Genomic DNA, 26278 nt, shown 5'->3' with positions numbered 1-26278 from the left:
GGGGGCACCCCCGGGGGGGGGGGTGACGCGCCGGCCAGTGCTTCCCCGCCTGGCCGGCGCGCATGGTGGCTGTTATCCCCAGCCGCCCAGTTCGGCGGGCTTCACGAGCGCGGAGAACATCGTCATGGCGAAGTTGCTGGGGGGCTGTGTGATGAGGTCGAGGAGTTCCTGCAGGGAGGTCGCGTCGTTGGGGTGTGCGGCCTCGTAGGTGTTGATGACGTTCATCCACGGCTTGCCGTTGAGGTCCTTGGCGTCGTAGGCGCGCTTGAGTAGGGCGCCTTGGAGGATCTTGTCGTTGGAGATGATGGCGTTGTTCATCATCGACACGGCTTCGTCTTCGGTGGGGACGGTGGAGGCGCGGTCGGTGGCGTCTCGGTGGGAGATTGCGTCCTGGGCGGTGGTGCCGACGGTGCCGAAGAGTTTGCGTTGCAGGCTGGTGATGCGGGCTTCGCGGTCGCCCTCGGTGGAGCGCCTGTGCTGTTCGAGGCGTGCCTTGGTTGTGTTGTAGAGGTTCTCGATTTGGGTGCGTTTGCCGGCGTCGCTGAGGTTGTTGTCGGCTCGGATTTCTTTGAGCTGTCGGAGGTAGGTGTCGCCGATGGTGGTTGCGTCCTTGGCGTAGGTGGTGTCTTCAAATCGCATGGTGTCTCCCGGTGTTTCGTGTGGCTCGGTAGTCGGTGAGTTCGTCGCGGTCGATGAGCCATCGGCCGTCGATGTTCTCGGCGTGGAGTGCGCCGCGGGCGATGGCTTTTCGTACGGCGCGGTCGGTGATGCCGAGGTGGGTGGCGACCTGGCTGGTGCTCATCCACTGGGGTGATGGTGCCGTCGGTTCCGTGGGTTCCGTTGGGGTGGTTCCGTCTACGGAATTGCGCCAGACGAGGGAGCTGATGCGGAGGGCTCCGAGGACGGCATCGATTTCGGGGTCGAGTCCGCGGCTGTTGATGCGGAGGGTGTTGAGGTCTGCTCTGCGTTCGAGCCAGGCGGCTACCCGGGCGGGGACGATCACGACGTGACCGTCCCCGTGCAGGTAGTGCTCGATGGGGCGCGGGGGCTGCATCAGGGCCTGCCGTTGTACCGCATGATGTTGCGGGTCTGCAGTTGTGCGACCCTGCGGGCGATCTCGTCGACGATGCGGCTGTCGATGAGTCCGTTCGCTTGGACGGTCACCGAGTTGTCGACGTTGTGCTCCCCGGCGGACTCACGCTGCTGTGCGAAGCCCTGCGCTATGTCCCGGCCGGCCTGCCAGAACCGGTGGTTCGGATCCAGCAGAGTTCCCTCGATGCCGAGGATCTCCAGGGCCGCGTCGGCTGCGACCTTTCCGACGTCCTCCCCGTACTTGGCGAGGCGTGCCTGCACGTCGTACGGCTCCGGCTGGCCTTCCTGCTTGGCTGCGTAATCCGCAGTGCTCGGCAAGGGTGCCGGATCCCCGATCGGCGTACCGGTGAAGGTGTCGACGGTGCGGGCACCGTCCGGCCAGTTCGTCACGAATACCGCGACCGCGGAGGCTGTGCCCGGAGTCGAGCTCCCGCCAGCTCCTCCCCCGCGGGATCCGCCGGTGCTGGTGCCGCCTCCCCCGCCGGGGAACGATCCCCCACCGAGAGCGACCTGGGGCCCGGGGTTGGCGCCGCCGGTGAGCTGCTCGAGTGCCGGATTGTCCCCACCGGAGGCGCCCGGCCAGTGCCACACCATCGGGAAGTCGGTCGCCCCGTCGGCGCCGCGGCCGTACTGGATGCCGTTCGAGCCGTCCGACTCGATGTTGACGCCGTACAGGGTGCCGGCCATGTGGCCGTTCATCCCGACACCGCCGTCGGTGCCGATGGAGAACCCGTCCGGGTCGTAGCCGCGCTCCCACCCCATCGATGCGAAGTCGGAGCCGGTGACGAACCGCACGCCCTGCCCGGTGCCCGCGTTGAACACCGCCGACAGGTAGCCGGAGCAGTCCAGGCCGCCGTACACGTACGGCTCCCCGTCGTGCGCCTTGGCTTTCGCGATCGCGGCGTCCCGGTCGAACAATCCGCCGGCCGCGAAACCGGGGGCGTTGATCCACTCGAGCAGCGGCAGCGCCTTGCGGGCCGATCGGGCGTTGACCACGAACTCCCCGTTCGACAGCCATGCCGGGATGCTGTCCGATGTGCCCGTGCCGGGACCGGACACCCGACCGCCGGAGGCGTACCGCACGTACCCGGATCCTCCTGGGGCGGACGCGGCGGCGGCTTCGGCGACGATCCGGTCGTTCTGCGCTCCGAGGCTCTCGTAGTGCAGCCGGATCTTCATGTCGATGTTGCGGTCCTTGTTGGTGTTCACGAAGTCGTCGACGATGCGCTGACCTTCGGTAGTGTTCGCGAAGACCTGGAACGTGCCGTCCGGCAGTTCCCGCGTAGTCAGGCCGAGCTTCTCGAGCTCCTCCTGCCGTTTCGGGGAGTTCGAGGAGATGATGATGTCCTTCGAGTCCGGGACCATCTTCACCGAGTCCCCGAGGGCCCGCATCAGCAGCGACGTGTTCTCGGCGGCTTGACCGCCTTCTCGCAGCCCGTCGCGGGCGGCCTGCAGGCCGGGGCGCATGCTGTCGAGTCCGTCGGCGAGGGACCGGGCGGTGTCTCCGGCGCCGGCAAGGGTGCCGGAGAACCCGAGCATCGCGTCGGAGATACCGCGCATCTCGTCGGCCTGGTCGCCCATGCCGGGGATCATGTCCAGGAAGTCGGCGGACAGCCCGACCATGCCGCCCAGGGCCCCGACCACCGGGGTGATCATCTGCGACATGCCGTCGGCGAATACTGCCCAGGCGCGCAGTGCCCCGGAGGAGAACCCGACGAACGCATCGACGGTGCTCAGCGCTGTGGTGCCGAGTTCGGTGAAGAACGCGATGATCTCCGGCTTGTGGTCCTTGACCCAGTCCGCCGTGTCTTCGAGGGCGGGGGTGAACGCATCGGCCAGGGCCAGCTTGAGCTGGTCGGCCTGCACCGTGATCGTGTTCATCGCCTCGGTCCAGGCGGTGCCCGGATTCGAGCCCATGATCTCCGCGACCTTGGCGGTGGCGCCCTCGACCTCACCGAGCGCCGCCACGGCCCGGGACGGATCCCAGTTCGAGAACGCGTTGATGAAGTCACCCGCGGTGTCACCGAGCAGGGCCTGAGTGATCGCGGCCCGCTCAAGGGGATCCTCGACGGTGCGGACTGCGTCGAAGATCCGGTCGAACGCAGCCTCGCCGTCCTCGCCGCCTTCCTTCAAGTCGGTGAACAGTTCCTCGACCGGCAGATTCAGCGCCCCGATCGCACCCTTGATGGTGTCGCCTTCTTCGACCATGCGCCGGCCGAACTCGCGGATCGCGTCACCGGCTCGGTCGGTGTTGTCGGCACCGTTGGCCATCGACTGATTGATCAGACCGACCGCGAACTCCGCGGAGAACCCGGCGTTCTTCCAGCCGTTGCTGTACTCCGACAGCGTGTCGATGACGTCGTCGCCGAGGTTGCCGGCGCGCTGGTAGCCGCGGGTGATCACGTCGAACGCTTCGGTCGAGGAGTCCACCAGGCCGTTCTTCATCAGCGCCGACACCGCGCGGACACTGTCGGTCATCTCGCCACCGAGCAGATCGGTGACGACGTTGAGATTCTGGATGACCGGTTGCATCTCCGCGGCGGTCTCTTCGCCGTTGAGGATGCCACCTTGGATCGCGAGCTGGGCCGCCTCGATGTTCGCCTCGACCGACTCGCCCCAGGCGTTTGTGAAGGTGTCCGCCGCGGCCGTCCCGATCACCTGCATGGTTGCGTCGTTCACTCCCAGGCGGGCCTGGATGAGGTCGCGGGACTGCTGCATGTCCATGCCGTCCATGACGGCCTGCGCCAGCTCCTTGCCGGCCATCAGACCGACGCCGGCGATCCCGGCGAGGGCTGCCCCGATCGGGCCGGCCTTCCCTGCCAGCCCACCAGCGCCCCCGAGGGCGTCACTGAAGCCACCGAGGAATCCGCCGCCGGCTTCCCCACCGGCCCGGCCCGCAGTGCCCCCAGCACCCCCCAGAGCGTCCCCGACCGAACCTTCGATGTCGCCGAGCTGACCGGTGAACCCCGATGTGAAGTCGTCCCCGGCCCGCGCGCCGGCCCGGCCGATGTTGCGACCGACGTCGTTGCCCAGGCCGCGAGTACCGCGAGTGAACTGCGACGTGAAGTCGTCCGCCGCCCGATTGCCGGCACGGCCCACGTCCCGCTGAATGTCCCGGGAAAGATCGCTCGTGGATGCCGCCAACGTGATGTACGCCGTGGCGAGTTCTAGTCCTGCCATGTCCTACCTCCCTTCAATGTGTGCAGACCTCGATGTGTTGGGCCCGAAAGGTCAAAGGCGCGGTGTGTTTCTGCACTTGTGCCGCGGGCTTCGGCGAGGGTGGTTGCGAGTTCTTCGTCGGTGAGTGCGGCGAGGTAGTCGGCGACGTCACGACGAGTGGGTGCGGTCATGCTGTCCTCCTGCCTTGGATGTGTTCGGTGACGGCGGTCCGGTCGAGCAGCCAGCGGCCGGCGATGATGCGGCCACCGAGTTGTGGGGCGAGGCGCCGGGCCTGCCGGTTGCTGCATCCGAGCATTCGTGCCGCCTCCATCGTGTCGATCATGTCGTTTGAATCTTGCTGTGCCGGTTCGGGTTCGATGTCCGTATGTCCTGTTCCGGACGTTGCTGCTGCGAGTTCGGCGAGGATGCTGGGGATGGGTAGGCCGTTGCGGTGGCGGGCGGCGAGGGTGACACGGACGGTGTAGCGCAGGGCGGTGACGGCGTCCCCGGTCAGGAGTAGTACGTCGTCGGCGAGGCGTTGGATCGGTGGGGTCACTGGTTGGCCTCCTCGGCGGTGTCGGCCCGGTCGTGGAGTTGGTCGGCGAGGGTGCGCGCCTCGGTGGGCGTCATGGCGAGGACCAGGCCGGCGAAGCGCAGCAGGATCGGTCGGCGGGCCCGAGTGTCGACGGCGACGATGGTGGTGCAGGTGTCGGTGGTCAGTCGCACAGGGTCTCCCGGGCGTTGCGGGCAGCGTCGGCCAGTTGGGTGCGCAGGGGAATGGTCGGTAGGGCCTCGTCGACCACTTGCAGGACGGGTTCGAGGACGCATGAGGTCATCAGCTTGAGCGCAGCCGCGGTGACGTAGCCGAATACGTCGACGCCGACCTCGGCGAGGTAGCGGGCACTGATGGCCTCAAGGGCGGGCTCGTCTCCGCTATGGGCGGCCATGTCGTACATGAGCCGGGTTGCGGCGTTCTGAATGATGTCGACGTTGACGACGGAGGAGGGAACGCCGTTGCTGTCAACGATGGTGATGTGCTCTGGGGTGGTGTTGTCGTTCATGCGCTGCGGTCCTTCCTCGACCGTCCGTAACCCTGGGGGTTGCGGAGGGTTCCGGCCCATATGCCGGTGGGGTGGTCTTGTTCATGGGCTGCTGTCCGGCAGGCGGATAGCACGGGGCAGCCGCGGCAGATGCGTGCTGCGGCGGCGAGCCGGGAAGAGCGGTTCTCGATGGACTCCTCTTCGAGCTCGGCATCGAACATGGGGGCGCGGCCGACACATCGGGCGCCGTGGAGGCGAGGGTCGATGAGGGCGGTGAGGGATGCTGGCGTGGTGGGGAACGCTGCCCCGACGCGGCGGCTCACCGGTGCTGCTCCTCGATTGCGTGGGACCGGTGCCAGCGACAGGTGGCACCGCGCCGGGCGACGACGGTGCGACAGGGCTGGCCATCGGTCCGCGGCCGGCCGCACCGCAGGGTGGTGCGCGCATCGAGGGCGGCGAGGATCCTTGTCGGCATCGGCCGGCTTGGGTGTTCGTGGGGTGCGCAGTCGAGGCAGGCGCATCCGATGCCGTCGTCGTGGTGGGCGACGAGCCACAGGGACGCGTCCCCGCGAGGGGTGATGCATACAGAGGCGCGCCAGCCGTTGCCGAGGAGCAGGGTGCGGTCCGGGTCGGGGAGGGAGAAGAACGCGGATCGGTCGGTCATGCTGCATCGCCTCCGAACAGTTCGTCGGTCTGGTTTGTCGTGCGCTCGCAGTCGGGATGCATTGCCTTTCCGGACGCGGCGCCGTCGAGGGGGAAAGAGCACTCGGGGCATTGGGGCACGGCAGTCGGGTCAGCAGTTGGGCCATTCACGCGAGCATGGCCCGACTGGGAATCTGTGCCAGTTGGGCCAACCCGTTTCCGCAGGTCAGCTCCAGTTGGGCCAGTTGGGCCACTATCTCGTGCATGACCATCGGCCTTGTCGACTGTGGCCCGACTGGGTAGCGCCCATGTCGCGGTGCGTGGGAACCCCGAAACCGACGACACGACACCGAGCGACTTGCATGCTCGCTTGACGGTCCGTTCGGCGTACTTCTCTCTCGCCGCGGCGGCCAACACGTCCTTGCGTGCGGTCGGTCCGTTCTCGGTGAGGTAGTCCTCAAGCCATCGTTCGGTCTCGGTCCGGTCGTCGGCGTCGTCGTCCGGACCGGCCAGCAACTCCCGAGCGTCGCGTGTCGTCTCCCCAAGCCAACGCAGCGCACCGACTTCGGTCGGTCCGTCCTCGGTGTCGAGCGTCGTCGACGTGATCTCCGCTTCCATCGACCGGATCCGCGGGGCAAGGTTCGCCTTCGTGTTCGTCACGACGAGATTGCCGGTCTCGTCGTCCTTGGCAACGGACAGCACCGACCGTGCCACCTGGGACCAGGCGATCGAGCCGAGGATGAGTTTTCCGGTGTCGGCGCCGTCGCGTTTGCCGAAGTGGCACAGACCGAACACGACACAGCTGCGGCGGGCGGCGAGCTGGGCGAGCGGTTCGAGGTACTGGCGGACGGCCCGGTCGTCCTTGCCGGACAGGTCCGACGACATGCTCGAGGTGGCGGCGTCAAGGACCACGAACGCGACGTTTTCCCGTGCGATCACTTGTTCCAGCGCTGCGGTGTCCAGTGGCAGCACCAGCGTGCCGGAATCGGTATGTGCGGTTTCCACGTCGACGAACAGCACGCGGGACATGTCGGCGCCGGCGGCCTTCAATCGGGGTGCGACTGTGAACTCCCGCGAGTCCTCCGAGTGGACGTAGAGCACGGTCGCTGGGTGGCCATGCAATTCCCCATCGAGGGTGCCGCGGGTGATTTGTGCGCACAGGGCCGCGGCGATGGTGGACTTGCCGAGACCCTCCCGGCCGGCGAGCAGCGTGAGCGACCCGGCCGGTATCCAGTCGGGCATGATCCACCGGACCCGTTGCACCTTCACGTCGGTGCCGCGGGTGATCCGCAGACGCCGTCCCGCGATGCCTCCCATGTCGACAAGCACCAGCTCGTCTAGGCCATGGCCGGCGGCGATGTGGTCGGCCGCGTCCTTCCCCGACGCGGCCTGTGCGATCACCACGCCGGCGGCGATGGGCTCGAGGATCTCGTACACGACCAATGCGTGCTTGTGGCCCGGTTCGTCATCGTCGGCCACGATCACCACGGTGTGCCCGGTCAGCGGGGACCAGTCGAATAGCTTCGCTTTGCCGGCGCCCATCGCGTTGCACACCGCGACGGCTCCGACGGATTCGAGCGCCAGGACGTCCTTCTCTCCCTCTACGACGTAGACGGGGGTGCCGGTGGGGACGGTGTCGAGGCGTTCGACGCGGAACAGGTCGCGACCCTTGGTGTTGCCGGACTGCCGGAAGTCCTTGCGGCCGTTGTCCCGGTATGTGCGGAACACGGTGCGGCCGTCACGGTAGGTGTAGGTGGTGCCGTTGGCGTCGTCGAACAGGTCGCGCAGCGTCAGTCCGACCGCGTCGAGAACCGCGCCCTTGTCGTCGGCGTGCGAGTTCATCAACACACCGTCTTCGATGCGCCGGAACGTCACTGACCGGTCAGCGCTCGAATGTCCCGGTGCTTGCGCCGAGGCGTTCCCCTCGCCGCGGTCCTGCCAGATCAGACCCTGCTCGCGCCAGCGGTTCCGAAGTCGCTCGTATGCGCTCACTGATCACCTGCCTTGCGGCGGCACTTCGGCCCCTGGTGGGCGGCGCGGCTCCTGGTCGAGGTCAGCCAATGGCCGCAAGACTTGCAGCGGATTGCAAGTCGGTATCCCTTCGCCGCGGCCAGTGCCTCAAGCAACGCTCGGTCGAGGTTGGTGTCGTCAATTGCCTTATGCTGGTGAGGCATTCGGTTGCCTTTCTGCCAGGGCGGGGCCGGGAAGCCGGTGCGGCTCCCCCGGCCCCGAAAACGGTCAATGTTTGCTGCGGCCCATCGCCTGCTCCACGGACTCCCCGAAGCGGTCCCGGCGACTGGTCTGTGGGCGGCTCGCGAAGTCGGTGGCGATCCACGCGATGGATTGGAAACCAAGCAGGGCTGCGAGGGTGAATTCGAGGGTGCTCACTTCCCCTCCTGTTTCTGGGCCTGCCAGTACGCGAGGGCGCCGAGCATGTCGGTTCGGCCGGTTGCGGCTTCGTATTCCTTGCGGCGCCGGTTGCCGGCCTTGACCCACGCTTCGGGCAGTGCGGCGATGCCGGTGCCGGATCGCTCGGCCTGGGCGCGCATCTGTTCCTCGGTCACTCCGAGCAGCAGCGCCATGCCGGCCGCGGACAACGTGGGTTCACCGTCGATGTAGCGGTAGAGCTCGCTCACTGCGCACCCCCGGACAGGTAGTTGTGCGCGTCGACGATGGCGGCTGTCACGTACCGGAAGTCCTCGAGCTGGTCGGAGAAGACACACAGGTCGTGGAACATCTCGCCGCCCTTCATCCCAGTCGAATCGATGGTGATTTCGAGCGGTTCGGAGCCGATGCGGCCGTCCTCGAGGTAGTCGTATCGCCAGATTCGGGCGGTGAAGACTCCGCGGGCAACTTCGGCGAGCAGGAACGACTGACCGGAGTCCTCGTTGTCGGCCAGTTCGAGGGTGGCGACGTTCTCCTCGGCGGTGCGCACGGGCGTTATGACGCCGTTCGGGGCGGTATCGTTGGACATGGAATCTCCTTCTTGCTGGTTGGCGGTTTCTTCGCCCTCGGTCCCGGTGGCAGCCGGGCCGGGGGCATCTTCGTAGTCGTGGTCGACGCAGATCAGGTGATGCAGGCGACGCGGGTAGTCGCACCGGCGACACGTCGGCTCGTCCCCGAAGTAGCCGGCCATCAGGCAGCACCAGGCCGGTCGTCGGTGCGGGTCATGAGCCGCGATTCGATGTAGGCCTCGACGTCCGACCAGCGGTAGAGGACGCGCTTGCCGTCCTTGAAGTACTTGGGACCGGTGCCCTTGTACCGCTGCTGGGCGAGACTCGCCACGGTGGTGTGCAGGTAGTTCGCAACTTCGGCCGGTGTCGCCAGCGGGGAGCGTGTCATCTCAGATCCTCTCAGTCCGATTAAATCTTGCGGCATGAGAAGAGATAACCATGACCCATCGACAATCGTCAAGCCGACGGTTTTTTGCGGTACGGTGTCGCCATGAAATCGACACCCCTCTCGGAAGTGGTGGGGGCGAACCTCCAGCAGTTGCGCACTGAGCACCGAGTGACAACAGATCAACTGGCGACCGCGGCCCGACGCTGGGGGCTCCGCTGGACAGATAGCCGCGTGTCTGCGATGGAGCGGGGGAAGATCCCGGCCACGCTGGCGAACCTGATTGCGCTGGTACAGACGCTTGAGGATGTCCTTGAGCGCCCAGTTCCGCTGTCTCGGCTCCTCGAGCACGACGGGTACGTGGAATTGAACAGCGATCTCGCGCTGAGGGGAGATGTGCTCGTCCAGTTCGTGGCATCGGAGCCGGTGAAGGTCTTCGCCGAGGACGACATGCAGGCGAAAGAGACCTTCGATCGACTTGCGTCGTCGACGCCATTCGAGAATCTCCCCAGCAGACCAGGCGTCACCGTGGGCATGTTGAAGAAAGTCAGCGCACAGTCAGGAGCGACCGAAGATCGCATCGCGAAGGACTTGGACATCGACCCGCTGCTATTAGCTCTCGAGTCTGCGGATTTGTGGGGGCGCACGTTCTCCCAGGAACGTGACAATCGTGCGGGTCAGGATGCCAACGCTCAGAAGCGCGGTCGGGTTTCGCGAGAGCTGAAGGATGAGTTGAGGGCGAGGCTCGACGGTGGCGACGGTCAGTAGCTACGAGACCGCGGCCGGCAAGCGGTGGGAGGTGCGCTACCGGACGCCTGAGCGCACCAGCACTCGCAAGCGCGGATTCACCAGCAAACGACAGGCACAGGACTTCGCTGCCACCGTCGAGGTCGAGAAAATGATGGGCTCGTACGTCGCCCCCTCGGCCGGCCGGATCCTTTTCCGCGACGTCGCGGAAAACTGGATGAGCAGCAAGGTCAACCTGTCGGCGTCGACCCGGTCCCGATACCGATCGGCACTCGACGTCCACATCCTGCCGGCGTTCTCGTCGGCTCCTATTGCGGACCTCACCCGCGAACGGCTGCGCCGATGGGTCACCACCATGACAGCGAACAGCTCGGCCGCGACGGTGCGAAAGAACGTGGGTGTCCTGTCGCAAATCCTCGACCAGGCGGTGAAGGACTCCCGGCTGGTCAGCAATCCGGCCGCCGGCCTCGACCTCCCCAAGCTCACCCACGAAGAACGCCGTTACCTGACTGTCGAGCAGGTCGACCTGTTGGCGAAGGCCGCCGATCCACACGACATCCTGGTGTATGTGCTCGCGTACTGCGGGCTGCGCTTCGGTGAGGCGGCCGCACTCACGGTCGCCGATGTGAACCTCGACCGGGCCCGGCTGCGCGTCCACAGGTCCGCGACATTGGTCGACTCGAAGATCGTCGTGTCGAGTACCAAGTCGAACAAGGGCCGCGACGTCCCTCTCCCCCGTTTCCTGGCGGAATTGCTCAAGGAGCGCATCGCAGCATGGCGTCCGGAGGCGCTCGTGTTCCCGGACAGCCGCGGTGGATACATACGTGCGAACAATGTGCGCCGGCGTTGGTGGGATCGTGCCGTGAGCGAGTCGGGGGCTCCTGAGGGCCTGACGCCGCATGAGCTTCGCCACACGGCCGCCTCGCTGGCGATCTCGGCCGGCGCGAACATCAAGACGCTGCAGAGGATGCTGGGGCACTCGTCGGCGGCCTTGACGCTCGATCGGTACGGGCATCTGTTCGACGACGATCTCGGGATGGTCGCGGACCGCCTGCACCAGCTCGCTCGACCGGGTTCGGAATGACGGGACTCGAGCCGGACTCTCGTCCGAGTGTGTCCAAAGTGTGTCCACGAATGCAGAAAGGGCACCTTCCCCGACCGGAGAAAATGCCCTCTACCTGCGTGTTCCGTTGTGGAGCCTAGGAGATTCGAACTCCTGACATCTGCCTTGCAAAGGCAGCGCTCTACCAACTGAGCTAAGGCCCCGTCTGCCGCCTCAGCGGGCGGTGACCTCGTGCCATTCGTCCTCGCTCCGCAACATCCGGGCGAGTCCGACGGTCACCAGCACCACGGTTCCCACAATGAGAAGAACCTTCATGCTCGCTGCCCTTTCGGCACGGGGAGTGGGCCTAGGAGGACTTGAACCTCCGACCTCTTCGTTATCAGCGAAGCGCTCTAACCGCCTGAGCTATAGGCCCTCGAACCGAGTTGGAACACTACCCCACCGAGCCGCGAAGTCCAAAATCGGCCCGGTGGGGACTCGTTTTCCCAGCTCAGTCCGGGTCCGCGAGGGTCACCTGCACGCCCCCGACGAGGTCGGTGCACAGGTTGTAGATGAAGGCCCCGAGAGTGGCCAGGGCGGTGAAGAGGATCGTGTTGACCAGCCCGATCACCGTCGCGTACCCGAAGACCTGACCGGCGGTGATGAGGCCGCCCCCACCGGTGTCGGACACCATGTCGGTGAACGCGCTGTTGAGCCGTTCCCACACGCCCATGCCTTCGAGCACGCCGTACAGCAGGCCCACGGCGACCATCCACACGAAGAACAGCGAGACGGAGATCACCGAGGAGATCTTCAGCATCGACCACGGATCGATACGGCGAACCTGCACCGTCGCACGCAACGGCTCGCCTGCGACCGGAGCCGCGGTCGCGACTGCGGCGGCCGGTTGCGCGGCCGGGGCTTCCTCGGCCGGCGCGGACGGCAGCGGATGCTTGACGGTGGACAGGTCCGGCAGGTCCTTCGCCAGGTCCTTGCGTTCGATGTGCCGCGTCGGGCCGTCGATGACGGCGGCCTTCGTCTTGGCCGCCGACCGGTCCGCACCTGCTGTGGGCGCGTTCATCGAGGCGGCCGCGGTGCCGGTGACCACCGGCCGCGTCGGGGGCGTCGCGGCGCCGGGCCGGTTCCCGGCCGGGTTTCCGCCGGAACGTGCCGCCGGCTGCTTCGCCGGCCCCGGCTGCTGTCCACCCTGCTTCTGCCCGCCCGGCTGCGCCGATCCGGCCGGATCCGTCCCGGGGCGCGCAGCGGGCTTGTCACCGGGGGTGTCGCTCGGTGTGGGCACCGCGGGACGTCCGGTCGAGGGCGATGCCTGACCGGGTCGGGCCAGGTTCGTCTGCGGCACGTTCTGCGGTGTCTCCTGCTGGTTCCCACGCTGCCACGGCGGTGTGGGGGGGCCGCCCGGACGTTGCTGACCGGGACGCGACGTCCCGCCCTCCGCCGTCTGGGGCTTCGCCGTGCCGTCGGCCGGCACGCCCGGGTTCCCTCCCGCTCCGGGGTTCCGGGCGGCACCGTCCGACGGCGTCGCACCGCCGGCCGGCTTGCCGGGCACCTCTCGTCCGTTCTGCCCCTTCGGCGGCTGCTCGGCGCCGTTCGGGCCCTGGGGAGTGCTCACTTACGACTCCTTCGCTTCGAGTGCGGCGCTCTCCTCGGGCTCGTCGGCGTTGCGTGCGATCGCCAGCAACGTGTCCCCCTCCCCCAGGTTCATCAACCGCACACCCTTCGTCTGTCGGCCGGCCTTGCGCACCTGCTTCGCGGGGGTCCGGATGACGCCACCGCCCGAGGTGATCGCGTACAGCTCGTCGTCGTCGTCCACGATGAGCGCTCCGACCAGAGTGCCACGCTTGCGGTCGTACTGGATGGTCAGCACGCCCTTGCCGCCGCGTCCCTGCGCCATGTAGTCCTCGATCGGGGTGCGCTTGGCGTACCCACCGGACGTCGCGACCAGCAGGTACGTGCCCTCACGGACCACGTTCAGCGAGAGCAGGGCGTCGTCCTCGTTGAACCGCATGCCCTGGACGCCCGAGGTCGCCCGGCCCATCGGCCGCAGCACCTCGTCGCTCGCCACGAAACGGATCGACTGTCCCTTGGCGGAGACCAGCAGCAGATCGTCGTCCGACGAGCACAGCACCGCACCGACCAGTTCGTCGTCGCCGCGCAGGTTGATCGCGACGATGCCGCCGGACCGGTTGGAGTCGAAGTCCGACAGCCGCGACTTCTTGACCAGGCCGTTGCGGGTCGCGAGCACCAGGTAGGGGGCGTCCTCGTAGGTCTTGAGCCGGATGACGCCCTGGATCCGCTCGTCCGGCTGGAAGGCCAGCAGGTTGGCCACGTGCTGGCCGCGCGCGGTGCGGTTGGCTTCCGGCAGCTCGTAGGCCTTCGCCCGGTACACCCGGCCCTTGGTGGTGAAGAACAGCAGCCAGTCGTGCGTGGACGTCACGAAGAAGTGCTTGACGATGTCGTCCTGCTTGAGATCCGCGCCCTTGACGCCCTTGCCGCCGCGCTTCTGGGACCGGTACAGGTCGGTCTTGGTGCGCTTGGCGTACCCGGTCTCGGTGATGGTGACGACGACGTCCTCGCGGGCGATGAGGTCCTCGTCGGAGACGTCCCCGTCGGCCGCGACGATGCGGGTGCGACGGTCGTCGCCGTACTTGTCGACGATCTCCTTCAGCTCGTCCCGCACGATCGCGCGCTGACGCTCGGGCTTGGCGAGGATGTCCTTGAGGTTGTCGATCTCGCGCTCGATCTCGGCGAGTTCGTCGACGATCTTCTGCCGCTCCAGAGCCGCGAGGCGACGCAGCTGCATCGCCAGGATCGCGTCGGCCTGGATCTCGTCGACGTCGAGCAGTCCGATGAGGCCGGTGCGTGCGTCCTCCACCGTCGCCGAGGCGCGGATCAGCGCGATGACCTCGTCGAGCGCGTCGAGCGCCTTCACGAGACCGCGCAGGATGTGGGCCCGCTCCTCCGCCTTGCGCAGCAGGTACCGGGTCCGGCGGACGATGACTTCGATCTGGTGGGTGACGTACAACCGGATCATCTGGTCGAGCCGCAGGGTGCGCGGCACGCCGTCGACGATCGAGAGCATGTTGCAGCCGAAGCCGGTCTGCAGCTGCGTGTGCTTGTAGAGGTTGTTGAGGACGACCTTCGCGACGGCGTCCCGGCGGACGGTCACGACGATGCGCATGCCCGCACGGTCCGACGACTCGTCGTGGATGTCGGAGATGCCGGCGATCTTGCCGTCCCGGACCTGCTCGGCGATCGAGGTGATCAGATTGTCCGGGTTGACCTGGTACGGCAGTTCGGTGATGACGATCGAGGTCTTGCCCCGGGCGTCCTCCTCGATCTCCACGACACCGCGCATCCGCACCGACCCGCGGCCGGTGGTGTACGCGTCCTTGATGCCCTGACCGCCGACGATCAGGCCCGCGGTCGGGAAGTCCGGGCCCTTGATGCGCTCCATGACGGCCGCCAGGGTGGCTTCCTCGTCGGCCTCGAAGTTCTCGAGCGCCCAGTAGATCGCGTCGGCCACCTCACGGAGGTTGTGCGGCGGGATGTTGGTGGCCATGCCGACCGCGATACCGCCCGAACCGTTGATCAACAGGTTGGGGATACGGCTGGGGAGAACCACCGGCTCGAGCGTGCGGCCGTCGTAGTTCGGCTGGAAATCGACTGTCTCGTGGTCGATTTCGCGCAGCATCTCCATCGCGAGCGGGGTGAGCCGGCACTCGGTGTTGTGGCTGACGAATCCGTTGGTGATGAACGCGTGATCGTCGGTGTCGACCCGCAGGCTGTAGACCGGCTCCACATCGCCCTCGACGACGAAGGCCACCTCAGCGTAGTAGAACCGGCCGTCGGTCAGCTCCTCGGCAATGGCTCGGGCATCGGGTTCCGTGATGTGCGACGCGATCTCGTCGCCACGGTGCTCCCAACGTTCGATCCGATCGATGTTGTGCCGCCGGAGCCAGTGCGCGTTCGCCGGATCCGTCGCGCCGTGCGTACGGAGGAACGCTGCGAGACCAGGGACGAAGTCCGTGCTCATGGAGCGTGCCGCCGCCGCGGGGCTGCTCGCTTCTGCTGCGGCAAGGACCTGCTCGAGCTTGCGCTGCTTGCAGCCGACGAAGCCGATACGTTCGGCGAACAGGCGGGCGTCACGTCGGTTGGTGACGGCGACCTTGTACTCACCGGTCGCGTGCCGATACCGGCGGCTGACGACACCGAACTCCAACAGCAGCTGCTGCACGTCCTTCGCCAGCTGCATGCTCCGGGTGGAGTACGACACCTGCACCGTGTTGCGTGGCAGCGACGAGCACGATCCGTCGCCCTCGAACAGGGCACCGAGGAAGATGCGCTTGAGTGGGGTCGGCGACTCCCAGATGAAGTCGGGAACGCTCTTGTGGTCGCTGCGCTGACCGATCACATCCGCCAGAACGCTGCGTCGCAGCATCGTCAGGTCCTGGACGTCGAGCTCGTGCAGCGTCGAACCCGACTTGATCACCCGGCTGTAGACGTAGCGCCGGCCACCGACGACCCGATCGAACGCATCCACGACGCGATCGAAGAAGTCCCGGTCGAGATTGTTGAATCCCGCGCGGTTCTCCGAGACGAAGCCCTCGCTGACGAACGCACCGAGCAGCAGGGCCGCAGCCGCCTCGTACTCGTTGTGCCTGCCGTGCTCCTCGGCGGAGGGAACACGCTGCAGCACCACTCGGTCGCCGCTGCGAATCTCGTCGAGCAGCTTCCACAGCAGGGTGGGAACACCCGCCACATCCACCAGGCAGAGCACCGGGTGATTGGCGGTTCCGCGCATCTCGTAGCCCTCGACCGTGCTGAGGGTATACGTGCGATGGGTGCCCGAGTGGAACAACATCTCGGCCATCACCGGGTTGCCGTGACGATCGAGAACCTTCAGGTCGATCTCGTTGTCGCTGTCGGGCTCGACGCCAGGCAGGATTTCCGAGATGCGGATGCTCTGGCCGTGGGGCATTCGCACGAGCGTGTCGCCTGGGACGCAGTACCTCATCGCGGCTGCGCCGTCGTTACCGCGGGACCCGAAGTTGCCCTGGCCGTCGACGAGCGGGTAGCGCATCGACCACGGCTGCGCGAGCCGCACGAGGGTGTCGTAGATCGAGGCGTCGCCGTGCGGGTGGTAGTTGCCCATCGTCTCGGCGACGGCACGTGCCGACTTCACGTAGCCGCGGTCCGGGCGGAACCCGTTGTCGTACATTGCGTACAGGACGCGGCGGTGCACCGGCTTGAGACCGTCCCGCACATCGGGCAGGGCGCGGCCCACGATCACGCTCATCGCGTAATCGATGTAGCTGCTCTGCATCTCCTGCTGGATGTCGACGGGCTCGATGCGGTCGTGCCCCGGCCCCTCCGGCGGCAACGTGGTGTCGGTCATGAGCTCCTTCTTCTACTCGGCTCGAACGCCGCGGACTTCCGTCCGGCGCGCGTCTCGCAACCACCCGAGTCTATAGGTGCAGGTCAGCTCGCACAGCGACCGATGCGGCGATTCCGCTCGGCCGGTCCGTCCCGGCGCCCGAAATTTCCGTCACGACCGCCCCGGAACGGAGGCATCGTCGTCGGTGGCCCAGCGGGCGAACTCCTCCTCCAGTGCCATGTCGCCCCGGCTGGGGGCGAGCAGCAGCGCCGCGATCGGCACGGCGAGAACGGCGATGCCGAGCACGAACGAGGGGAACAGCAGAGCGGTGACGGTCCGGCCCGACGGCAGCGGGACGGTCGGATCGACCTCGACGCGTACGCCGGCCATGCCGGTGTAGTGCAGTGCGACGACCGCGCAGCCCATGAGCAGGGCGGCAGGAACGCGGAGCACCCATCGGTCCGCGGTCTGCGCGAGCCACAGGGCGGCCGTAGCCGCGACGACACCGATGGCTACCGAGGCGACGACGAAGCTCGGGTCGTGCTCGAGCGAGCCCTGGATCCGGATGGCCCACATGCCGCTGTAGTGCATGAGGCTGACCGCGAGACCCATCCCGAGGCCGCCGACGAGCAGGCGGGCGAGGGACGGCACGCGATTCACCCACGAGGCACGGGAGCTGACGAGCCAGAGCCCGAACCAGGTAGCGGCCACCGACAGCGCGACGGAGAAAGCGGTCGGTCCCAGCGCGTACCGAATTGCCGTACCGGGGATGTCGAAGCCCATCATCCCGATGAAGTGCATGAGCCAGACGGCCACACCGCCCACCGACAGGGCGGCCATGGCCATCCAGCGGCGATGGCCGCGGGCAGTGGGCGCGGTCAGCGACTGACGGGCGCAGGAGAGACCGACGAACGATCCGACGACGGAGGTGGCACAGGCGAGGAAGAACACCCACATCCCCATGGAGAAGTGGTGCATTTCGTGGGACATCGTGACCTTCCGAGCACGGCGCGCGAAGCGGTCCGTGCTCGTGGTGGCGCGCCTCACCGAATCGATACGGGCTGCGACTCCGCCCCCCTCGACAGCCATCGGAGCGTATCGCATCGATGTAATTCGTGAGGGTCCCGGTCCCGCAGCCGTCAGATCAGGCGACCGGGCTCCGCGGGTCGATCCGACGGTGTTCCTGCGCCCACGCCTCTGCCTCGGCCTCGAGGGCGGCCGCCACCCGATCGGGAGCCATGAGCAACGCCATGATCGGAACCGTCAGGATCAGCATGCCGAGCACGAACACGGGGAAGAGGACCGCGAACACCTCGACGCCCGAAGGCGCCGCCGCCGACGGATCCACCGTCACCCGCACCGCCGCCATCGCGAGGAAGTGCACGCCGATCACCGCCGCCCCGGTGACGATGCTGCCGACGATCCGCATCCACCGGCGGTCGGCGACCGTCACCAGCCACAGGATCACCACCGCGGTGAGCCAGGCCGCCACCACGGAGGCCGCCACGTAGGTCGTGTCGTATGCGACGGTGCCCTGCAGTTCCATCGCCCACATGATCGAGTAGTGCACGCCGGCGATCCCGGCACCGAGGACCAGCGAGCCGCCCAGCAGCCGTACCGCCGCGGCACCACGCGAGGGCCGGGCACGGCGCGACATCCGCTTCGGTTGCACGACCACCATGGCGACGAAGGCGGACACCAGCGCCACCGCCATCGAGAAGACGATCCCGGGCAGGTCGTATCGAATGATGCTGCCGTCCACCGTGAACCCGGCCATCGGCAGGAAGTGTGCCAGCCACACCCCGACGCCACCGGTCGAGAGCGCGGCCCGCATCAGCCAGTACAACCGTGACCGTTCGGATCCGGCCGTCAACGACTTGCGGGCACTGGCCAGCCCCACGAGCAACCCGATCGTCGCCGTCACGTACGCCAGGACGAGCACCCACGTGCCCATGCCGAACAGGTGCACGTGTGTGTCCATCAGGGCGCTACCGGCTGGTGCAGCTTGCGCAGCGCGTACTCGGTCACCGTCACGAGGGCCGACTTGGCGGACTCGCGATCGCGCGCGTCGATCGAGACGATCGGCACGTCCGCCGAGACCGCGAGGGCCTGGCGAATGTCCTCGGTCGGGTAGCGCGGGGCGTCGTCGAACTCGTTGATCGCGACGATGAACGGCAGGTTCCGGGCCTCGAAGAAGTCGACCGCCGCGAAACTCTCGTCCAGCCGCCGGGTGTCGATGAGCACGATGGCCCCGATCGCACCTCGGATCAGGTCGTCCCACATGAACCAGAACCGGTGCTGACCCGGCGTGCCGAACAGGTACAGCACGAGATCCTCGGCGAGGCTGATCCGGCCGAAGTCCATCGCGACGGTCGTGGTGGCCTTCTGCGGTGTCGCGCTCAGGTTGTCGACGCCGTCGCTGGCGTTGGTGACCAACGCTTCCGTGCGCAGCGGCACGATCTCCGAGACCGCCCCCACCAACGTGGTCTTGCCGACGCCGAAGCCCCCGGCGATCACGATCTTCGTCGAGGTCACCCGCTTCGGGGAGTTAGAGTTCGCGAAGTCCACTGAGGACCCTTTCAATCAGCTCACGACGCTCCGCGTCGCTCGAATCGTCTTTCAGGGTGGCCAGGATCCGTACGTGCCCGGCTTCGACGAGATCCGCCACGAGTACGCGCGCCACCCCGATCGGCACACCCACCCGCGCCGCGATCTCGGCGACCGACGGGGACTCCCTGCACAACGCCACGATCGTGGCGTTGATGTTGTCCAGGTCCCGGGCACGGTCGTCCGTGCCCGGGAGGACCTGGATCAGTGCCTCCAACGCCAGCTCGACCGCGGGGCTGGTCCGCCCCGAGGTCAGTGAGTACGGCCGGACCAGACTGGGCTGGGCCGGCGGCGACTCCGCCTTGCGTTCTTCCATGGCCACCTCGACGTCAGGACCCCAGACCGATGCGCGGAGTGGCCTCGACCGATGCCCCCACACGATCGACCAGGAGTGCCATCTCGTAACCGACCTGCCCGATGTCGCACTCCGAGGCGGTCAGGGCCGCCAGGTGCGATCCGTCGCCCACGCTCATCAGCAGCAGGTAGCCGTGCTGCATCTCGACGACGGACTGGAGCACTCCGCCGCCCTCGAAGAGCTGGGACACGCCGTTGGACAGGCTGGCGAGTCCGGACGTGACGGCAGCGAGCTGCTCGGCACGGTCGACGGGCAGGTGTGCGCTGGCCGCCATGAGGAGGCCGTCCGCGGACACGAGCACGGCGTGGGAGACGCCGGGAACCTCGCGCGCGAAGTTCGACACCAACCAGTCCAGAGGACGAGTCACGTCGGATCCATGGTCAATGTTCATCGAACTCCCTGTTCGTCGGTCTGGGTGGACGCGTGCGCGGAGGCCCGCCCGTTGCGAACCCCTTGCTGGTGACGGCTCAGGTTGGCCCGGATGGTCTCCGGGTCGCGCCGCCGGACAGCCGGCACGGATCCGGTCGCCGGCGAGGCGACCGCACCGGGCACCAGCCTATGACCGGGTGCACGCCGCGGAAGACCCGCGGTGGTGAGTTGCTCCACCGGAGCTTGTGCGGCCTCCTGCGCGGCCCTCCACCCGGCATCCGCCCGTGAGTTCCACTCCGGACGGCGGTCCTCGGGCTGAGTCGTCGGATCGACGAGCCAGCTCGACATCATGTCGGCGAAGATCGGCGTGCCGGCACCCGGATGCGGGCGCAAGGCGTTGGCTTCGGTACGCGGCTGGAAGAACGACGCCGTCTTGGCCGGGTTCGTCCGGTACCGGTGCCGGGCGGTGCGGCCCGCCTGTCCGTCGGCCGCAGCCGCCTCGTCCCGAACGGCGGCCGGCTCGGAATTCCGTTGCGGAAGCGCGGATTCCGATGCGGCCGGCGGTGTCGGCAGACCGGGGGTGCTCCCCGGCCGGCGCTGCGGCAGACCGTTGCCCGAAGCACCGTTGCCCGAAGCACCGTTGTTCGGTGCGGCCGTCGTCGGCTGGGGCGCGATGCCCGGCGTGGCGCCCGGCCGTCGCTGCGGCAGCCCGTTGCCCGGGGACCGTGGCGCCGTCGGGGCGGGAGCAGGAGCGGACGAGACCGTCTCCGTGCGACGCGGCGGCAGTACCGGCGTCGGGCCGGGTTGCCGCCGGGGCAGGTCGGACAGCGGCGTGGGCTGGCGCTCCGCGGCGGCACCCGGCTGACGCTGCGGCAGGCCTGGAGTGGACCCGGGCCGGCGCTGCGGCAGACCCGGCGTGGCACCCGGCTGGCGCTGCGGCAGACCCGCAGCCGACTCCGAAGCCACGGATGCCGGCTGGCGCTGCGGCAGTGCAGACGCCGGCTGCCGCTGCGGCAGTGCAGACGCCGGCTGCCGCTGCGGCAGTGCCGGTGCCGGTGCAGAAGCATGGTCCGACGCGGCCGGGGCCGTGACATCGCGGGGCGGCCGCGGCGCGAGCGTCTCGGCCGGACGTCCGTCCTCGCCCGTGCGCGGCTGCGGCCCGGTCTGCGACAGGGCGAGCGGCGAGACGAGGAGCACGTCGGGGATGTGGACGCTGGCGGTGATGCCCGGGTTGCGCGCGGTGTCGAACGTCGGCCGCAGCCGCACGGTGAGGCCGTGCCGGGCCGCGAGGCGCGAGACCACGAACAGACCCATGTGACGGGCGGTGTCGGGACCGACCTCGCCACCGAGGGCGAGACGCTCGTTGATCGCGTCGAGTTCCTCGGCCGGGATACCGATACCGCGGTCGGCGATCTCGACGAGCAGGCCACCGTCGACGGCGCGCGCGAAGCTGAACGTCACGGTGCTGTCCGGCGGCGACGCCCGCAGCGAATTGTCGACGAGCTCGGCGAGCAGATGCACGATGTCCGTGGCGACCGTACCACTGAGGGCGCCTTCCGGCGTCGAGCCGATCTGGACCCGCTGGTAGTCCTCGACCTCGGACATCGCGGCACGGAGGACATCACCGAGCTGCACGGGTGCCGAATGGCCGCGCCGCATCCGGGTTCCGGAGAGAATCAGCAGGTTGTCACCGTTACGGCGCATGCGCGCAGCCAGGTGGTCGAGCCGGAACAGGCTCTCGAGCCGGGCCGGATCCTTTTCCTCGTACTCGAGCCGTTCGATGAGGCCGAGCTGCTGCTCGACGAGCGACTTGCTGCGCCGGGCGAGGGTTTCGAACATGTCGTTGATCTGCAGGCGGAGGTGGGCCTGCTCGCCGGCGAGGCGCAGGGCCTGCCCGTGCATGTCGTCGACGGCGCGGGCGAGCTGGCCGATCTCCTCGGTGGTGTGCACCGGGACCCGGGTGAACTCGATGTCCTCGACGTTGTCGCCCACCTTGATGCGGTCGATCGCGTCGGGGAGTTCCTGCCGGGCGACCTTGAGAGCGCCGTAGCGCAGGCGCCGGATCGGGCCGACGAGCGACCGCGACACCAGAAGCGCCAGGACCAGCGCGGCGAGCAGGGCGCCGAGCACGATCGCGGTGTCACGCAGGGCGGCGGAGCGGGTGTCGGAGGCGCGGGCGAGAACGGTGCTGCTGATCGCGTCGGACGCTTCGTCGATGAGGGTGCCGTAGACCTCGACACTCTCCAGCAGCGACGAGCGCAGGTTCAGGATGGGCAGCGGGCCGTCGCCGGCGGCGTCGATCATCGCGGTGCGCTCGGCGACGCCGCTGCGCAGCTCCTGGATCTGCGCATCGGAGGCCGGGTACGACCGGGCGAGCGTCTCGAGCATGGCGAGCTCGGAGCCGGACGCGGACACCAGTGCGGTACCGGGCTGGTCCGGGTCCCGCAGGATCGCCACGATGCCCATCACCTGGTCGAACAGATAGCGCTGGGAAGCCCACGCATCGACGAGTCGGGTGCCCTCGGCGAGCACGGACGGATCCTCGATCGGCTCGACGATGGCTTCGACGATGCGGATCAGGTCCTTGCGGATGGTGTTGGTCTGCTCGTTGAGCTCGGGCAGCGGGATGTCGCCGGCCGCGATGCGGTCTCGCAACGACTCGGCGGCAGCCACCGTGCGGGTGAGGTCGGCGGCGATGACCGGATCCAGCTCCGGATTCTGCGACACCGCCCGGACGCGTTCCAGTGCCGTGTCGAGGTTCTCGATCTCGTTCGTGACGCCGGTCCCGGCCGCCAGCGTCGCGGAGGCGGTACCGAAGGCGGTACCGAAGTCGACGAGGTCGGGCACGACGGCCACCTGGTCGGCAGCGGACGAGAAGTGGACGGCGTTGGAGAGCTCCTGCTGCACGCGCAGGCCGCCCAGCACCATGGCCACGGTCACGGGAACTGCGAGAACGGCGGTCACCTTCCAGCGAAGGCCCCACCCTTCGATGTTCCACCACCGCTGCCGAGGTGGCGATTCGTCACTCATCTTTCCAGCTCACTTTCCACCCGGTTTCCGCCGCCGACCCACACCCGCGCCACACCGCTCGGCGTCGAGGAGGTGCGTCTGCGGGTGGAGTGGTCGGAAGAGACGTTCCTGAGTGCACGCACCATATCCGCCCGAGCGCGGATCACGAAAGGAGCACGATCACTCCCCCGACCGGCGGCAGTCGTGTATCGAACCGGTCACCGAGCCGAAAACGATACCGACCAGTAACATTCGCGGGACCACCCCGCGCCGCCGACGCGCCGAAGGGCGGCGAAAGCGACAGTGTGAACCTCGTCACATTGCCACTCGCACCGCCCTTCCGGCGTCCGCGAGACCGAGTCAGACGTCCAGGAAGCGGACGTCCTTCGCGTTACGGGTGATGAAGCTGCGACGCGCCTCCACGTCCTCACCCATCAGCACGCTGAACAGTTCGTCGGCGGCGGCCGCGTCGTCGAGCGTGACCTGACGCAGCACGCGCACGCTGGGGTCCATGGTGGTCTCCCACAGTTCCTTGGCATTCATCTCGCCGAGGCCCTTGTACCGCTGGATGCCGTCGTCCTTGTTGATCTTCTTGCCGGACGCGAGCCCACGCTCGAGCAGACCGTCGCGCTCGCGGTCGGAGTACGCGAACTCCGGCTCGGAACGCTGCCACTTGAGCTTGTACAGCGGGGGCTGCGCCAGGTAGACGTGCCCGTGCTCGACCAGCGGGCGCATGAAGCGGAACAGCAGCGTCAGCAGCAGAGTCGCGATGTGCTGGCCGTCCACGTCGGCGTCGGCCATCAACACGATCTTGTGATAGCGCAGCTTCGAGATGTCGAACTCGTCGTGGATACCGGTGCCGAAGGCGGTGATGATCGCCTGGACCTCGTTGTTCTTGAGGACCCTGTCGATGCGCGCCTTCTCGACATTGATGATCTTGCCGCGCAGCGGCAGGATCGCCTGATACATCGAGTCCCGGCCCGACTTGGCGGAGCCGCCGGCCGAGTCACCCTCGACGATGTAGATCTCGGACTTGCTCGGATCGTTGGAGCGGCAGTCCGCCAGCTTGCCGGGCAGGCCCCCGAGGTCGGTGGCGGACTTGCGGCGGACCAGTTCCCGCGCCTTACGAGCGGCGACGCGCGCCTGCGCGGACGAGACCGCCTTCGTCACAATGGTCTTCGCGTCGGCCGGGTTGGCTTCGAGCCAGTGCGACAGGTGCTCGTTGCAGGCCTTCTGCACGAACGACTTGACCTCGGTGTTGCCGAGCTTGGTCTTGGTCTGGCCTTCGAACTGCGGTTCGCCGACCTTGACCGAGATGATCGCGGCCAGTCCCTCACGGATGTCGTCGCCGGTGAGGTTCGGATCCTTGTCCTTGAGGAGCTTCTTGTCCTTCGCGTACTTGTTGACCACCGAGGTCAGCGCCGCGCGGAAGCCCTCCTCGTGGGTACCGCCCTCGTGGGTGTTGATCGTGTTGGCGAAGGTGTGGACGGACTCGGAGTAGCCCGAGTTCCACTGCATCGCGACCTCGAGTTCGTGGCCGGTGCCCTTCGCGGTGAAGCCGACGACCGAGTTGTGGATCGGCTGCTTGGTGCGGTTGATGTGCCGCACATAGTCCTCGAGGCCGCCCGGGTAGTGATAGACGCGGACCTTGACCTTGTGCTGCTGCTCGATCTCGGCCTGTTCCTGCTCCTCGGCCTTCTTCGGCGCCTCGGCGAGCTCACTGACGACCTCGTCCGTGACCTCCTCCGGTGCGACCCGCTCGTCGGTCAGCGTGATCGTCAGGCCCTTGTTGAGGAAGGCCATCTCCTGCAGTCGCCGCGCGACCGTCTCGAAGTTGTAGGTCGTGGTTTCGAAGATGTCCGGGTCCGCCCAGAACCGGACGGTGGTGCCGGTGGCCCTCGTGGGCTCGCCCTTGACCAGCTTCCCGGGCTTGGAGGACTGGTAGGTCTGCTCCCAGTGGTAGCCGTCGCGGTCGATCTCCACCTGGAGCTGGGTGGACAGCGCATTGACCACCGAGATGCCGACGCCGTGCAGACCACCCGAGACCGCGTAGGCATCGGAATCGAACTTGCCGCCCGCGTGCAGCTGGGTCAGCACGACCTCGACGGTCGGGACACCGGAGGCGTGCATCCCGACGGGGATGCCGCGGCCGTCGTCGACGACCTGCACGCCGCCGTCCTCGAGGAGGGTCACCTCGACCTTGGTGGCGTGGCCGGCCATCGCCTCGTCGACCGAGTTGTCGACGACCTCCCAGATCAGGTGGTGCAGACCGCGCTCACCGGTGGAACCGATGTACATGCCGGGGCGCTTGCGCACCGCCTCGAGCCCCTCGAGGACGGTGATGGAGGAAGCACCGTAGTCACTGTTGCTCTTGTTCGACTTCTGGGCAGCCACGGGTTGGTAGCTCTCCTTCTTCCGCCTGGGCCTCGCGCACACGCGCGCATTCGGATTCATCCTACTGCCCGGGACCGTACTTGCCCCGTCCGACACAGAACGGGCCGTCGACGCCGCTCACCGGCCCGCAGGCGCGGCGTCGCGAGGGCGGGAAGGTGAATCGCTAGAGCGCGGGGGTCTAGAGCGCAGGGGTTCGGGCAGTGTGCCGCGCTTCGACGTCGCGCACGAAGCGCGCGGTCGCGGCCGCGAGCTCCCCGGCGTGCGAGCGGGGCGACCAGTGTCCGGCGTCGAGTGGTTCCCGGCGCAGATCGGTCACCCACTTCTCGGTGTCCTCGTACCCGACCGGCCGCACCGCCCGGTCCCGCAGCCCCTGGATCAGTTGCACGGGCACGTCGGTGTGCCGCTCGCGCGGTGCACGCAGGCGCCGGCGCAGGTTCGCCCGGTACAGCTTCAGTCCGTGCACCATGTCGTCGGCCAGCGTGGGCGCGACCGGTCCGATCAGCGCCGGATCGGAGCGATCGAAGAATCCGACGAATGCGGGCCAGTGCCGCGAGAACCACCACCGGAGCGCCGGCACGGGCAGGCCGGGGGTCTGGAACAGCACCGTGTAGGCCGACGCCACAGCCTGCTCGAGCGGACCGAGCGGGCGCCGATCCCGCAGCCGACGGCGCATCCACGAGGCGAGATGGTCGAGGTTCGGCCCGGACACCGAGGTGTAGGACGCGATCCGCTCGGCCGCCCCGGGTTCGCATACGGCCTCCCAGCACAGCACCGCCCCCCAGTCGTGTCCGAGCAGGTGGACGGGCACGTCCGGGCTCACCGCGTCGATCACCGCGAACAGGTCCCCGGCGAGCAGCTCGAGCCGGTAGTCCGCGACGTCGCGCGGCACGGTCGAGGCACCGGCACCGCGGTTGTCGAACCGGACGATCCGGAAGTCGCGGGCCAACTCGGGTACCACGCGGTCCCACAGGGCGTGGGTGTCGGGCCAGCCGTGGACCAGCAGCAGTGTCGGCCCTGCCGGGTTGCCCTCCTCGACGACGTGGAGCCGGACGGGTCCGTTCGTGACGGTGCGAGTGGTCATGCGTTCT

General features: G+C 67.9%; 25 protein-coding genes and 2 tRNA genes. 2 read left to right on the top strand and 25 right to left on the bottom strand.

The window, feature by feature from the left end:
- Nucleotides 1–72: 72 nt before the first annotated feature.
- The 13 genes from QYS60_RS23835 to QYS60_RS23775 form a co-directional block, all read right to left on the bottom strand.
- Nucleotides 73–639: a hypothetical protein gene (locus QYS60_RS23835; protein ID WP_371384452.1), complete on the bottom strand. Its 567-nt coding sequence runs from the start codon at nt 637–639 to the stop codon at nt 73–75.
- The gene (locus QYS60_RS23830; protein ID WP_371384451.1) at nt 629–1054 is read right to left on the bottom strand and encodes a helix-turn-helix domain-containing protein; all 426 of its coding nucleotides are present in this window, start codon (nt 1052–1054) and stop codon (nt 629–631) included. Before QYS60_RS23830 ends, QYS60_RS23835 begins: the two co-directional genes overlap by 11 nt.
- Nucleotides 1054–4272, bottom strand: a complete 3219-nt coding sequence (locus tag QYS60_RS23825) for a phage tail tape measure protein (protein WP_371384450.1) — start codon at nt 4270–4272, stop codon at nt 1054–1056. Before QYS60_RS23825 ends, QYS60_RS23830 begins: the two co-directional genes overlap by 1 nt.
- A gap of 166 nt (nt 4273–4438) precedes the next feature.
- Nucleotides 4439–4807, bottom strand: a complete 369-nt coding sequence (locus QYS60_RS23820) for a hypothetical protein (RefSeq protein WP_371384449.1) — start codon at nt 4805–4807, stop codon at nt 4439–4441.
- A complete protein-coding gene (locus QYS60_RS23815; RefSeq protein WP_371384448.1) occupies nt 4804–4977 on the bottom strand; it encodes a hypothetical protein in 174 nt (57 codons plus the stop codon). The genes QYS60_RS23820 and QYS60_RS23815 overlap by 4 nt, the downstream gene beginning before the upstream one ends.
- Nucleotides 4968–5312, bottom strand: a complete 345-nt coding sequence (locus tag QYS60_RS23810) for a hypothetical protein (RefSeq protein ID WP_371384447.1) — start codon at nt 5310–5312, stop codon at nt 4968–4970. The genes QYS60_RS23815 and QYS60_RS23810 overlap by 10 nt, the downstream gene beginning before the upstream one ends.
- Nucleotides 5309–5512 (bottom strand): WhiB family transcriptional regulator, encoded by a 204-nt coding sequence (locus QYS60_RS23805; RefSeq protein WP_371384446.1) that lies wholly within the window; start codon nt 5510–5512, stop codon nt 5309–5311. The genes QYS60_RS23810 and QYS60_RS23805 overlap by 4 nt, the downstream gene beginning before the upstream one ends.
- Before the next feature lie 98 nt (nt 5513–5610).
- A complete protein-coding gene (locus tag QYS60_RS23800) occupies nt 5611–5955 on the bottom strand; it encodes a hypothetical protein (protein WP_371384445.1) in 345 nt (114 codons plus the stop codon).
- Complete coding sequence (locus tag QYS60_RS23795) at nt 5952–7775, bottom strand: AAA family ATPase (protein WP_371384444.1); 1824 nt, start codon at nt 7773–7775, stop codon at nt 5952–5954. Before QYS60_RS23795 ends, QYS60_RS23800 begins: the two co-directional genes overlap by 4 nt.
- 396 nt (nt 7776–8171) lie before the next feature.
- The gene (locus QYS60_RS23790) at nt 8172–8321 is read right to left on the bottom strand and encodes a hypothetical protein (protein ID WP_371384443.1); all 150 of its coding nucleotides are present in this window, start codon (nt 8319–8321) and stop codon (nt 8172–8174) included.
- Complete coding sequence (locus tag QYS60_RS23785) at nt 8318–8569, bottom strand: hypothetical protein (RefSeq protein WP_371384442.1); 252 nt, start codon at nt 8567–8569, stop codon at nt 8318–8320. The genes QYS60_RS23790 and QYS60_RS23785 overlap by 4 nt, the downstream gene beginning before the upstream one ends.
- Nucleotides 8566–8907 carry a hypothetical protein gene (locus QYS60_RS23780; protein ID WP_371384441.1) on the bottom strand — a complete coding sequence of 114 codons (342 nt, stop codon included), beginning with the start codon at nt 8905–8907 and terminating at the stop codon, nt 8566–8568. Before QYS60_RS23780 ends, QYS60_RS23785 begins: the two co-directional genes overlap by 4 nt.
- Nucleotides 8908–9068: 161 nt before the next feature.
- A complete protein-coding gene (locus QYS60_RS23775) occupies nt 9069–9275 on the bottom strand; it encodes a helix-turn-helix transcriptional regulator (RefSeq protein WP_371384440.1) in 207 nt (68 codons plus the stop codon).
- Between the two features lie 102 nt (nt 9276–9377).
- Between QYS60_RS23775 and QYS60_RS23770 the strand changes: the two genes are divergently transcribed.
- Both QYS60_RS23770 and QYS60_RS23765 read left to right on the top strand, forming a co-directional pair.
- Nucleotides 9378–10040, top strand: coding sequence for a hypothetical protein (locus tag QYS60_RS23770; protein WP_371384439.1), 663 nt, complete (start codon nt 9378–9380; stop codon nt 10038–10040).
- Entirely contained in the window at nt 10024–11103 is a 1080-nt protein-coding gene (locus tag QYS60_RS23765) for a tyrosine-type recombinase/integrase (RefSeq protein ID WP_371384438.1), read from the top strand. The genes QYS60_RS23770 and QYS60_RS23765 overlap by 17 nt, the downstream gene beginning before the upstream one ends.
- Before the next feature lie 109 nt (nt 11104–11212).
- Here the strand turns inward: QYS60_RS23765 and QYS60_RS23760 are convergent.
- The 12 genes from QYS60_RS23760 to QYS60_RS23705 all read right to left on the bottom strand — a co-directional run bounded on the left by QYS60_RS23760 (nt 11213) and on the right by QYS60_RS23705 (nt 26271).
- Nucleotides 11213–11285 (bottom strand) — tRNA-Ala (locus QYS60_RS23760).
- A 138-nt stretch (nt 11286–11423) separates the two neighbouring features.
- Nucleotides 11424–11497 (bottom strand) — tRNA-Ile (locus tag QYS60_RS23755).
- Between the two features lie 75 nt (nt 11498–11572).
- Nucleotides 11573–12691: a DUF3566 domain-containing protein gene (locus QYS60_RS23750; protein ID WP_371384437.1), complete on the bottom strand. Its 1119-nt coding sequence runs from the start codon at nt 12689–12691 to the stop codon at nt 11573–11575.
- Nucleotides 12692–16477 carry an intein-containing DNA gyrase subunit A gene (gyrA, locus tag QYS60_RS23745; RefSeq protein WP_003936632.1) on the bottom strand — a complete coding sequence of 1262 codons (3786 nt, stop codon included), beginning with the start codon at nt 16475–16477 and terminating at the stop codon, nt 12692–12694.
- 150 nt (nt 16478–16627) lie between these two features.
- The gene (locus QYS60_RS23740) at nt 16628–17560 is read right to left on the bottom strand and encodes an MHYT domain-containing protein (protein WP_371384436.1); all 933 of its coding nucleotides are present in this window, start codon (nt 17558–17560) and stop codon (nt 16628–16630) included.
- A gap of 40 nt (nt 17561–17600) precedes the next feature.
- Nucleotides 17601–18437 (bottom strand): MHYT domain-containing protein, encoded by an 837-nt coding sequence (locus QYS60_RS23735; RefSeq protein ID WP_371384435.1) that lies wholly within the window; start codon nt 18435–18437, stop codon nt 17601–17603.
- Complete coding sequence (locus QYS60_RS23730) at nt 18437–18991, bottom strand: ATP/GTP-binding protein (RefSeq protein ID WP_003936635.1); 555 nt, start codon at nt 18989–18991, stop codon at nt 18437–18439. Before QYS60_RS23730 ends, QYS60_RS23735 begins: the two co-directional genes overlap by 1 nt.
- A gap of 13 nt (nt 18992–19004) precedes the next feature.
- On the bottom strand, nt 19005–19379 hold the full coding sequence (locus QYS60_RS23725) for a DUF742 domain-containing protein (RefSeq protein ID WP_003936636.1): 375 nt from the start codon (nt 19377–19379) through the stop codon (nt 19005–19007).
- 13 nt (nt 19380–19392) lie between these two features.
- Nucleotides 19393–19809: a roadblock/LC7 domain-containing protein gene (locus tag QYS60_RS23720; RefSeq protein ID WP_003936637.1), complete on the bottom strand. Its 417-nt coding sequence runs from the start codon at nt 19807–19809 to the stop codon at nt 19393–19395.
- Nucleotides 19806–22817: an ATP-binding protein gene (locus QYS60_RS23715; protein WP_371384434.1), complete on the bottom strand. Its 3012-nt coding sequence runs from the start codon at nt 22815–22817 to the stop codon at nt 19806–19808. Before QYS60_RS23715 ends, QYS60_RS23720 begins: the two co-directional genes overlap by 4 nt.
- Nucleotides 22818–23156: 339 nt before the next feature.
- The gene (gene gyrB / locus QYS60_RS23710) at nt 23157–25190 is read right to left on the bottom strand and encodes a DNA topoisomerase (ATP-hydrolyzing) subunit B (protein WP_054370848.1); all 2034 of its coding nucleotides are present in this window, start codon (nt 25188–25190) and stop codon (nt 23157–23159) included.
- Nucleotides 25191–25368: 178 nt separating this feature from the next.
- The gene (locus QYS60_RS23705; RefSeq protein ID WP_054370847.1) at nt 25369–26271 is read right to left on the bottom strand and encodes an alpha/beta fold hydrolase; all 903 of its coding nucleotides are present in this window, start codon (nt 26269–26271) and stop codon (nt 25369–25371) included.
- Between the last annotated feature and the right edge of the window lie 7 nt (nt 26272–26278).

Source organism: Rhodococcus sp. GXMU-t2271, from assembly GCF_041414735.1.
GTDB lineage: Bacteria > Actinomycetota > Actinomycetes > Mycobacteriales > Mycobacteriaceae > Rhodococcus > Rhodococcus indonesiensis.
This window is presented reverse-complemented; position numbering and strand designations above follow the sequence as displayed.

Coding starts and splice junctions, on each gene's coding strand:
- QYS60_RS23835 (WP_371384452.1), bottom strand. CDS start 639: ATGCGATTTGAAGACACCACCTACGCCAAGGACGCAACCACCATCGGC.
- QYS60_RS23830 (WP_371384451.1), bottom strand. CDS start 1,054: ATGCAGCCCCCGCGCCCCATCGAGCACTACCTGCACGGGGACGGTCAC.
- QYS60_RS23825 (WP_371384450.1), bottom strand. CDS start 4,272: ATGGCAGGACTAGAACTCGCCACGGCGTACATCACGTTGGCGGCATCC.
- QYS60_RS23810 (WP_371384447.1), bottom strand. CDS start 5,312: ATGAACGACAACACCACCCCAGAGCACATCACCATCGTTGACAGCAAC.
- QYS60_RS23805 (WP_371384446.1), bottom strand. CDS start 5,512: ATGTTCGATGCCGAGCTCGAAGAGGAGTCCATCGAGAACCGCTCTTCC.
- QYS60_RS23800 (WP_371384445.1), bottom strand. CDS start 5,955: ATGACCGACCGATCCGCGTTCTTCTCCCTCCCCGACCCGGACCGCACC.
- QYS60_RS23795 (WP_371384444.1), bottom strand. CDS start 7,775: ATGAACTCGCACGCCGACGACAAGGGCGCGGTTCTCGACGCGGTCGGA.
- QYS60_RS23780 (WP_371384441.1), bottom strand. CDS start 8,907: ATGTCCAACGATACCGCCCCGAACGGCGTCATAACGCCCGTGCGCACC.
- QYS60_RS23775 (WP_371384440.1), bottom strand. CDS start 9,275: ATGACACGCTCCCCGCTGGCGACACCGGCCGAAGTTGCGAACTACCTG.
- QYS60_RS23770 (WP_371384439.1), top strand. CDS start 9,378: ATGAAATCGACACCCCTCTCGGAAGTGGTGGGGGCGAACCTCCAGCAG.
- gyrA (WP_003936632.1), bottom strand. CDS start 16,477: ATGACCGACACCACGTTGCCGCCGGAGGGGCCGGGGCACGACCGCATC.
- QYS60_RS23740 (WP_371384436.1), bottom strand. CDS start 17,560: ATGCGATACGCTCCGATGGCTGTCGAGGGGGGCGGAGTCGCAGCCCGT.
- QYS60_RS23735 (WP_371384435.1), bottom strand. CDS start 18,437: ATGGACACACACGTGCACCTGTTCGGCATGGGCACGTGGGTGCTCGTC.
- QYS60_RS23725 (WP_003936636.1), bottom strand. CDS start 19,379: ATGGAAGAACGCAAGGCGGAGTCGCCGCCGGCCCAGCCCAGTCTGGTC.
- QYS60_RS23720 (WP_003936637.1), bottom strand. CDS start 19,809: ATGAACATTGACCATGGATCCGACGTGACTCGTCCTCTGGACTGGTTG.
- QYS60_RS23715 (WP_371384434.1), bottom strand. CDS start 22,817: ATGAGTGACGAATCGCCACCTCGGCAGCGGTGGTGGAACATCGAAGGG.
- QYS60_RS23705 (WP_054370847.1), bottom strand. CDS start 26,271: ATGACCACTCGCACCGTCACGAACGGACCCGTCCGGCTCCACGTCGTC.